Consider the following 8,896-nt stretch of genomic DNA (forward strand, 5'->3'; position numbering starts at 1 on the left):
GCGTTTAATAAAGCCCCGCTGTCCCGATCAATCCCCCTGTGGCAGGAACCGATACGGCAGAGCAACCTGATAATCATGCCACAGTCGCACCCGATGCCGGTAATCGCGACCGAGCCACCCAGCGCGCGAGGACGGCGCCGGGAATATCCCGACGCCGTCCTCGTTACTCGCGAAATATGGCTGGTCTGAGCCTGACTAAGGACCCTAAGCGGTGAAGCCATCCTTGCGGAACAGCGACCACACCAGGTCGCGGTTCAGGGTGCTGATGGACTCCAACGGAATGCCCTTCGGGCAAACCGCCGCGCATTCACCGATGTTGGTGCAGTTGCCGAAGCCCTCGGAGTCGTGCTGCCCGACCATATTCTTGACGCGCAGGAATCGCTCCGGCTGGCCTTGTGGCAGGTTGGCCAGGTGGGTGATCTTCGCCGAGGTGAACAGCATGGCCGAAGCATTCGGGCAAGCGGCGACACACGCGCCACAACCGATGCAGGTCGCGTTGTCGAAGGCCCGGTCAGACTGCAGCTTCGGGGCGAGCGTCGCGTGCGCGTCCGGTGCCGAACCGGTGTTGACCGAGATGAAGCCGCCAGCCTGGACGATGCGGTCCAGCGCGCCGCGGTCCACAACCAGGTCCTTGATCACCGGGAACGCCTTGGCCTTCCAGGGCTCGATTGTGACGGTGTCACCGTCATTGAACGAGCGCATGTGCAACTGGCACGTGGTCGTCGGAACCGGGGAGTTCCCGCGTCCATGAGCGGTGCCGTTGATGACCACACCACACATGCCGCAGATGCCCTCACGACAGTCCGAGTCGAACGCCACCGGTTCCTCGCCGGCGTCGGTGAGCTCCTCATTCAGCTGGTCAAGCATCTCGAGAAAGCTCATATCCTCGGAGACATTGTCGATCTTGTACTCGACAAGCTTGCCCTGCTCAGCGCCACGAGCCTGGCGCCAGATCTTCAGTGTGAGTTTCACTTGTAACTCCGTTGCTTCAACTCGATTGCCTTGTAGACCAGGGGCTCCTTGTGCAGAATCGGCTTCGTGCCGGCACCGGTGTACTCCCAAGCCGCCACATAGGCGAACTCGTCGTCGTGACGCAGTGCCTCGCCTTCCTCGGTCTGATGTTCGACCCGGAAGTGACCGCCGCAGGACTCGCGTCGGTGCATAGCGTCGATGCACATCAGCTCGCCCAGTTCGAAGAAGTCGATCAGCCGGCCGGCCCGCTCAAGGGTCTGGTTGAGATCTGCGGCGACACCGGTCACGTTGACGTTGCGCCAGAACTCTTCCTTCAACTCGCGGATCAGGCCGATGGCCTTCTTCAGGCCTTCGTCGCTGCGGGCCATACCGCAGTACTCCCACATGATGTGCCCGAGTTCCTTGTGGAACGAGTCAACTGTGCGAGTGCCCTTGATGCTCAGCAACTTGTCGATCTGCGCCTTGGTGGCCGCAACCGCCTCAACCACTGCGGGATCATCATCGGGCAATTGACCGTCATGATGGGCCGCCAGGTAGTCGTTGATGGTGTTGGGCAGGACGAAGTAGCCGTCCGCGAGCCCCTGCATCAGCGCCGAGGCACCGAGTCGGTTGGCTCCGTGGTCGGAGAAGTTTGCCTCGCCGGTCACGAACAGACCCTGAATCGTGGTCTGCAGATCGTAGTCGACCCACACGCCACCCATGGTGTAATGGACGGCCGGATAGATCCGCATTGGAAGCTCGTAAGGGTCCTCAGCGGTGATCTGCTTGTACATGTCGAACAGGTTGCCGTACTTGACCTCGACGCCGTGCTTGCCGAGACGACCGATGGCATCCGAGAAGTCGAGGTAGACGCCGCGACGCACCTCGTGCTGGACGCCGTTCTCGTCGACCTCCTTCACCAGCGGACCAACGCCGCGTCCCTCATCGCACATGTTCTTCGCCTGACGCGATGCGATATCGCGGGGAACCAGGTTGCCGAAGGCCGGGTAGATGCGCTCCAGGTAGTAGTCGCGATCTTCCTCGGGAATCTTACGGGGATCCTTGTCGCAGTCCTCGGCCTTCTTGGGCACCCAGATACGGCCGTCATTGCGCAACGACTCAGACATCAGAGTCAGCTTCGACTGGTTGTCGCCGTGCACAGGGATGCAGGTCGGGTGGATCTGGGTGTAACAGGGATTCGCGAAGTAGGCTCCCTTGCGGTGTGCCCGCCAGCCGGCGGTCACGTTGCAGCCCATGGCGTTGGTCGACAAGAAGAAGACGTTGCCGTATCCGCCGGTAGCCAGGACAACCGCATCTGCGGTGTACGGTGCGACCTCGCCGGTGACCATGTCACGCGCGACAATGCCGCGGGCGACGCCGTCCTTCATGATCAGCTCGAGCATCTCGTGGCGGGCGAACATCTGCACAGTGCCCGCCGCGACCTGACGCTCCAGCGCCTGGTATGCGCCGATCAGCAGCTGCTGACCGGTTTGGCCGCGAGCGTAGAAGGTGCGCTGCACCTGCACGCCGCCGAACGAGCGGGTGTCGAGCAGTCCGCCGTACTCACGTGCGAAAGGCACGCCTTGGGCAACGCACTGGTCGATGATGTTGGCCGAGACGCTCGCCAGACGGTAGACGTTGGTCTCGCGGGCGCGGTAGTCACCGCCCTTGACCGTGTCGTAGAACAACCGGTACGTGGAGTCGTTGTCGTTCTTGTAGTTCTTCGCCGCGTTGATGCCGCCCTGGGCAGCGATCGAGTGCGCGCGGCGGGGCGAATCCTGGTAGCAGAAGTTCAGCACGTTGTAGCCGGCCTCGCCGAGTGAGGCAGCAGCTGCGCCACCTGCCAGGCCGGTGCCGACGACGATGATGCTGATCTTGCGCCGGTTGGCGGGGTTCACGAGCTTGGCACGGAACTGACGATCGGGCCACACCTGGTCGATCGGCAGGTCGGTGTTGGCCTTGGTGTCGCTGACCTCGTCGCCGACGACGAAGTACTCGGCGTCGTCGTCGAACGCGAATCGGGGAGTCGATGTCTCAGTCATTATGCAGTCACCAATCCAAAGAAAATCGCCAGCGGGCTAGCCATGAAGCCGAAGAAGACCAGCAGGCAGACGATCACCGAGCAGACCTTGATCACCTTCTCGCTGAACGCTCCTACGCGGGCACCCAGGGTGCAGAAAGCACTGTAGAAGCCGTGGTAGATGTGGAAGCTGACCAATCCGACCCAGATGCCGTAGACGAGCACCATCCACCACTCCTGGAAGCCGAGCACGACGCGCATGTGCGGCTCAACCGAACCCTCGTAGCCAACCGTGATGGTCTGAGTGGTGAACTGCAAGAGGTGGTAGATCACGCCAAGGAGAATGAGAACGCCGCTCCAGATCATCGTGCGGGCGGCGAAGCTGCCCGCTAGGTAGCGCTGCTTGAGATAGCGGCCCATTCCCATGTGCGCTTCGTAGTCGCGGAAGGTCAACCGGACCGCAGCCTCGACGTGAATCAAGACCGCAGCGGTGAGGAGGATCTCGAAAAGCGTGAGGAAGAATCGGTACGGGAGCATCGGGTACAGGAACGTCCGCAGGAAGTGCGAGTACTCATCGAACTCCTGCATACCGACGTCCGGGATGAGGAGCTTTAAATTGCCGAACATATGCATGAGCAGGAACAGAATCAGGAACAGACCTGTGACGGACATCAGCACCTTGCGGAAGACCGTCGAATGAACCGCCCTGTTATTGGCTGTCCGGCTCGCATCGCGAGTAACGAGTTTGGTTGCCACGGTCTGGAGTCTAATGGGTGGGCGCCTTCCGCAGGCCGGCACCCCTGCCGGTAATGGTCCGTCCAAACTCAGTTGAGCAGATCCGGTCGGCGCAGCGACGTAATCTCCACCGACTGCTCATGACGCCACTCGGTGACCTTGCCATGATGCCCACTGAGCAGCACGTCTGGCACATCAAACCCGCGCCAGCTAGCAGGTTTGGTAAACACGGGGTATTCCAGCAGATGATCGGAGGCCGCAGAATGCGACTCTTCGACGAGTGAGAGCGGGTTACCGATCACGCCTGGAATCAGACGCACAGTGGCCTCAATCATAGCCAATGCGGCCACTTCTCCGCCATTCAGCACGTAGTCGCCAAGGCTAACCTCACTAACAGCAAAGTGCTGGCGTGCCCAACCAATCACCCGGTGATCGATGCCTTCATATCGTCCACAGGCGAACGCGATCCGCGGTTCGGACGCCAGGTCGATGGCCATCTGCTGAGTGAACAACCGCCCCGATGGCGAGGGCACCAACAGCACCGGACGCCGGTCGTCGGACAGCGGCTCGTAGCTGTCCAGCAACGCATCCAGTGCCTCGCCCCAAGGCTCGGGCTTCATCACCATGCCCGCTCCCCCGCCGTACGGAGTGTCGTCGACCGTGCGGTGCCGGTCATGGGTGAAGTCGCGCAGGTCGTGTACGCGCACGTCCAGCAACCCGTCTTCGATCGCTTTGCCGATCAGACTCAGCTGCAGCGCGGCGAAGTAGTCGGGGAAGATGGAGACGACGTCGATGCGCATCAGCCCTCCTGGGCCTGGTCGTCCAGCAAGCCGGCGACATCTGCCAGCCGAACCGTTCCGGCAGCCAGGTCGACCTCGGGCACCAGGGCCTTCACGAAGGGAACCAGATACTCGCTGCCGTCCACATCGACGACGAGCAGATCCTGCGCTGGACTGTGCAGAATCTGGACGATGGTTCCGGCCACAGTGCCGTCGGCTCTCAGAACCGCGAGCCCGGCCAACTGGCGATCGAAGTACTCCTCGCGTCCGCTGGGCTGCTCGTCGACCGGCACCCGGACGCTGAGTACTCGTCCGCGCAGCAGTTCGGCCGCAGTGCGGTCGGCGATCTCGCGGAACCCGACAACCAGACGTCCGGACGGCTGGTTGGCCGACTCGACGGTCAGCTTGCCGCCCTCGCCGGCGCGCAACTCCGCGCCCGGCGCGAACCGGCGCTCGATCTCGTCGGTTCGCGGTTCGACGTTGACCTCACCGCGCACTCCGTGCGCCCGGCCGATCACCCCGACGATCACCTCGACCAATTCACTCATCTAACTCCTCTTCCCCGCCTCTTCCCCGCCGCGAGATCCCTCACCAAACAGCAGACGCCCCACCATCATGACGATGGGTGGGGCGTCTGCGTGATGATGATCTCAGTGGCGTCCGCGTCCTGGCTTGCGATCCACGTCGACGAAGTCGACACGGATCTGCTCGCGACCGGCCAGTGCCTGTACCACGGTGCGCAGCGCGGAGGCGGTGCGTCCCTGACGGCCGATGACCTTGCCGACATCTTCGGGATGGACGCGCACCTCCAGCATCCGCCCGTGACGCAACTCCTTGTCTCGGATGCGCACGTCCTCAGGATGGGTGACGATGCCCTGCACTAGATGCTCGAGTGCTTCGGCCAGCATGATCAGGCCTCCTCAGAAGCCTCGGTAGCCTCTTCGGTCTCGGCCTTCTTCGACTTCCGGCTGATGGCCTCGGAAGCGGGCTCGCCATCGGCCTCGGCCAGCGCGGCGTTGAAGCGGGCCAGCTTGTCGACGGGCACGGGCTGCGGATCGACGCCGGAGGGCGAGTCTTCGCCGCTGAACTTCTGCCAGTCACCGGTGCGCTTGAGCAAAGCGACAACGGCCTCGGTCGGCTGAGCGCCAACGCCCAGCCAGTACTGAGCACGCTCGGAATCGATGCGGATCAGCGACGGCTCGTTCTTCGGATGGTAGATCCCGATTTCCTCGATGGCCTGGCCATCCCGGCGGGTGCGGGAGTCCATGACGACGACACGGTAATGCGGTGAGCGGATCTTGCCGAGCCGCTTCAGGCGAATCTTGGTGGCCACTTGTGTGGTATCTCCTGTTGGACAGTCCCGGGTGTTTCCCGGTAGTTCGGGTGGTCTTCGCTTGCATGTGGGGCATGCTCGCTCATACCTGTTGGACTTGCGTCGCCAGTGATGAGAGGGCACCTGGACGCCAGACGCATCGTCCATTGTGCCAGATCCCACTAGCCGGAGTGAAATGCGGTTAGCGTGGTTGTCAAATCAATGGACTCCAGTGCCTCGGTATTGGTCGAGCAAGGAGGTTGAACACCATGAGCGACTTTGACTACCTGATTGTCGGTGGCGGGGAGGCGGCGAACGCGGCCGCGCATGGCATCCGCGAATTGGATGCCTCCGGATCGATCGGGATCATCAGTGCCGAGGCCGACGAACCCTACGATCGCACTGCGCTCACCAAGGCGCTGTGGCTCGATCCGGCAGTGAACGAGCAGACGATCTCCGAGAAGACCGTCGCCGATACCGCTGCGGCCATTGTGCTGAACCGCCCGGTGACCGCGATCGACCGTGCCGCACACCAGATCGTGACGACCGACGGTGAGCGGTTCGGCTATCGGAAGCTACTGATCGCCACCGGCTCAGTGCCCACTCAGCTGCCTGGCGCCGGCAGTGACCGATTCATCGCCATGCGCTCGCTGGCGAATTACCGCAGGTTGCGGGAGCTGGTGACCACCGATCCGACCGCCGTGGTGGTCGGAGGCGGATTCATCGGCACCGAGATCGCCGCCGCGCTGGCCGCCAACGGCATCGCGGTGACCTTGATCTTCCCGCAGCAGGTGCTCGGTTCGGCCGTCTTCCCACCGGTCCTCGCCGAGCGCTTCCAGACCCTCTATCTCGACCATGGGGTACGGCTGGTGCCCGGACGCATGGCCGACCATGCGTTGATCGGCCCCGACGGGCGTCCGGGTGTGGTGCTCGACGACGGCAGCGAGTATGTCGCCGGTGTGGTGGTCGCCGGTCTCAGCGCCAAGCCGGTGCTCTCGCTGGCGTCCGATGCCGGGCTGGAGGTTGACCGCGGCATTGTTGTGGACGCTCACCTGACGACGTCAGATCCCGATATCTGGGCGGCCGGAGACATCGCCGAGTACCCGGACACGATCTTGGGACGTACCCGGATCGAACACGTCGATCATGCCCAGGTCTCCGGCGCTACGGCAGGACGATCGATGGCCGGCAGCCAGGAAACCTACGATCACACGCCATTCTTCTGGTCGGATGCCTTCGAGATCGGCTGGGAGGCCATCGGGCGTCTGGACGCCAGGTTGGACACCGAGGTGGTGGGCCTCGGTGAGGGACGCTTCGTCGTCTACTACCTGGACGACCAGTCCCGACCGGTCGGAGTGCTGCTCTGGGATGTCTGGGATTCGGTCGACAAGGCCCGCCAGGTGCTCGCCGATGCACCCACCGACCGTGACGAGCTTCGTAACAGGATCGTCTAGCGCGAACCCGGTCATCGCCGGGCGTTTAGGCCCACAATGGTGTCATGGCTGAATCATTGAAGATCGATCCTGCGAGCACCGCACTCGTGCTCATCGAATTCCAGAACGAATTCGCGACGCCCGGCGGCGTTCTACATGACGCGGTCGCCGAAGTGATGGATTCCACCGGAATGCTCGGCAACACCGTCACCCTGGTGGCCAAGGCGCGAGAGGCAGGGGTGACTATCATGCACGCCCCGATCACCTTCGCGCCGGGCTACGGCGAGCTGACTCGCCACCCATACGGCATCCTCAAAGGCGTAGTCGACGGCAACGCGTTCGTCAAAGGCACCTGGGGCGGCACGATCGTGGACGACCTGACGCCGGTCGACGGCGACATCCTGATCGAAGGCAAGCGTGGTCTGGACACTTTCGCATCAACCAACATCGACTTCATTCTGCGCAGCAAGGGAATCAACACCATCATCTTGGGTGGTTTCCTCACCAACTGCTGCGTGGAGTCGACGATGCGCTCCGGCTACGAGAACGGCTACCGGGTGCTCACGCTCACCGACTGCACCGCTGCCACCTCGACTGCGGAACATGAGAATGCGATCGCCTATGACTACCCGATGTTCTCTCACCCGGTGACATCGGCCGAAGTGATGGCCGCGCTCTGAGCCTGGGCTCAGACCCGGTCGAGTCAGTTCGGGTAGCGAGTCCCGCGCAGCATCACCAGTGCGGGGCTGTGCAAGGTCTCCAGATGGACGCGAGGGTCGTCCCGGTAGATCACCAGGTCTGCCGGGGCTCCCGCCTCAAGACCCGGCGCGCCCAGCCATTCGCGCGCTCGCCACGAGATCGCGCCGAGCGCGAAGTCCACCCCGCCGAGCTTCGCGAGCAGTTCGGCTTCCTCGGCGATGCGGCCATGTATCAGGGTGCCGCCGGCGTCGGTGCCCGCATAGACCGGAACGCCCGCTTCCAGAGCGCCGCCGAGCACCTCATAGCGTGAGGCATGCAATGCCCGCATGTGCGCTGCGTACCCGGGGAACTTAGCCTCACCGGCAGCAGCGAAGCCAGGGAAGTTCTCCAGGTTCGTCATCGTCGGTACCAGGGCGACGCCACGCTCGGCCATCTGAGCGATGACCTCATCGCTCAGCCCCGTGCCATGCTCGATACAGTCGATGCCCGCAGCCACGAGCTCGGCAACGGACTCTTCGGCGAAGCAGTGTGCCGTCACCCGAGCGCCGGCCAGATGAGCCCGCTCGATGGCCTGGCGAGCCTGATCCACGGGCCACAGCGGACGCAGATCGCCCGCGTCCCGGTCGATCCAGTCCCCCACCAGCTTCACCCAGCCGTCACCTGCCAACGCCTGACGCTCGACCTCGTCCACCATCTCGGCGGGATCGATCTCTACAGCGAAATTGCGCAGGTACCGCTTCGGGCGCGCAATGTGGCGTCCGGCGCGGATCACGCGGGGCAGATCGGGACGATCATCGACCCAATGCGTGTCCACCGGGGCGCCCGCGTCCCTGATCAGCAGGACGCCCGAGTTGCGGTCGGTGATGGCCTGTTGCTCGGCGGTCGCCCGATCGACTGCACCGTTGGGCCCCAGCCCGATGTGACAGTGCGCGTCGACCAGCCCCGGCATGATCCAGAACCCCGAGCC

At 63.4% G+C, this 8,896-nt stretch carries 10 protein-coding genes; 2 read left to right on the forward strand and 8 right to left on the reverse strand.

The genetic code is table 11. From position 1 onward, the window contains the following. Window positions 1-204 precede the first annotated feature (204 nt). The 7 genes from AAFP05_RS06615 to rpsP form a co-directional block, all read right to left on the reverse strand. The gene (locus AAFP05_RS06615) at window positions 205-972 is read right to left on the reverse strand and encodes a succinate dehydrogenase/fumarate reductase iron-sulfur subunit (RefSeq protein WP_341729064.1); all 768 of its coding nucleotides are present in this window, start codon (window positions 970-972) and stop codon (window positions 205-207) included. Next, window positions 969-2,993 carry a fumarate reductase/succinate dehydrogenase flavoprotein subunit gene (locus AAFP05_RS06620; RefSeq protein WP_341729065.1) on the reverse strand — a complete coding sequence of 675 codons (2,025 nt, stop codon included), beginning with the start codon at window positions 2,991-2,993 and terminating at the stop codon, window positions 969-971. The genes AAFP05_RS06615 and AAFP05_RS06620 overlap by 4 nt, the downstream gene beginning before the upstream one ends. Further along, window positions 2,993-3,727, reverse strand: coding sequence for a succinate dehydrogenase cytochrome b subunit (locus AAFP05_RS06625; protein WP_341729066.1), 735 nt, complete (start codon window positions 3,725-3,727; stop codon window positions 2,993-2,995). Before AAFP05_RS06625 ends, AAFP05_RS06620 begins: the two co-directional genes overlap by 1 nt. A 68-nt stretch (window positions 3,728-3,795) precedes the next feature. Then, a complete protein-coding gene (trmD, locus tag AAFP05_RS06630) occupies window positions 3,796-4,506 on the reverse strand; it encodes a tRNA (guanosine(37)-N1)-methyltransferase TrmD (RefSeq protein WP_341729067.1) in 711 nt (236 codons plus the stop codon). Continuing rightward, the gene (gene rimM / locus AAFP05_RS06635; RefSeq protein ID WP_341729068.1) at window positions 4,506-5,033 is read right to left on the reverse strand and encodes a ribosome maturation factor RimM; all 528 of its coding nucleotides are present in this window, start codon (window positions 5,031-5,033) and stop codon (window positions 4,506-4,508) included. Before rimM ends, trmD begins: the two co-directional genes overlap by 1 nt. 102 nt (window positions 5,034-5,135) lie before the next feature. Continuing rightward, window positions 5,136-5,393 carry an RNA-binding protein gene (locus AAFP05_RS06640; RefSeq protein WP_341729069.1) on the reverse strand — a complete coding sequence of 86 codons (258 nt, stop codon included), beginning with the start codon at window positions 5,391-5,393 and terminating at the stop codon, window positions 5,136-5,138. Window positions 5,394-5,395: 2 nt separating this feature from the next. Further along, window positions 5,396-5,818, reverse strand: coding sequence for a 30S ribosomal protein S16 (gene rpsP, locus AAFP05_RS06645; RefSeq protein WP_341729070.1), 423 nt, complete (start codon window positions 5,816-5,818; stop codon window positions 5,396-5,398). Between the two features lie 248 nt (window positions 5,819-6,066). Here rpsP and AAFP05_RS06650 point away from each other — a divergent pair, with 248 nt between their 5' ends. Both AAFP05_RS06650 and AAFP05_RS06655 read left to right on the forward strand, forming a co-directional pair. Beyond that, a complete protein-coding gene (locus tag AAFP05_RS06650) occupies window positions 6,067-7,251 on the forward strand; it encodes an FAD-dependent oxidoreductase (RefSeq protein ID WP_341729071.1) in 1,185 nt (394 codons plus the stop codon). Between the two features lie 44 nt (window positions 7,252-7,295). Beyond that, complete coding sequence (locus AAFP05_RS06655) at window positions 7,296-7,910, forward strand: cysteine hydrolase (protein WP_341729072.1); 615 nt, start codon at window positions 7,296-7,298, stop codon at window positions 7,908-7,910. 23 nt (window positions 7,911-7,933) lie between these two features. Here the strand turns inward: AAFP05_RS06655 and AAFP05_RS06660 are convergent. Beyond that, the coding region (locus AAFP05_RS06660; RefSeq protein ID WP_341729073.1) for an amidohydrolase family protein at window positions 7,934-8,896 on the reverse strand (963 nt) is incomplete at its 5' end.

This window comes from Brooklawnia sp. (assembly GCF_032229645.1).
GTDB lineage: Bacteria > Actinomycetota > Actinomycetes > Propionibacteriales > Propionibacteriaceae > Brooklawnia.

Excerpts from the sequence above, each read along its gene's own strand:
- AAFP05_RS06640 (WP_341729069.1), bottom strand. The coding sequence starts at position 5,393 with ATGCTGGCCGAAGCACTCGAGCATCTAGTGCAGGGCATCGTCACCCAT.
- AAFP05_RS06655 (WP_341729072.1), top strand. The coding sequence starts at position 7,296 with ATGGCTGAATCATTGAAGATCGATCCTGCGAGCACCGCACTCGTGCTC.
- trmD (WP_341729067.1), bottom strand. The coding sequence starts at position 4,506 with ATGCGCATCGACGTCGTCTCCATCTTCCCCGACTACTTCGCCGCGCTG.
- AAFP05_RS06650 (WP_341729071.1), top strand. The coding sequence starts at position 6,067 with ATGAGCGACTTTGACTACCTGATTGTCGGTGGCGGGGAGGCGGCGAAC.
- rimM (WP_341729068.1), bottom strand. The coding sequence starts at position 5,033 with ATGAGTGAATTGGTCGAGGTGATCGTCGGGGTGATCGGCCGGGCGCAC.
- AAFP05_RS06620 (WP_341729065.1), bottom strand. The coding sequence starts at position 2,993 with ATGACTGAGACATCGACTCCCCGATTCGCGTTCGACGACGACGCCGAG.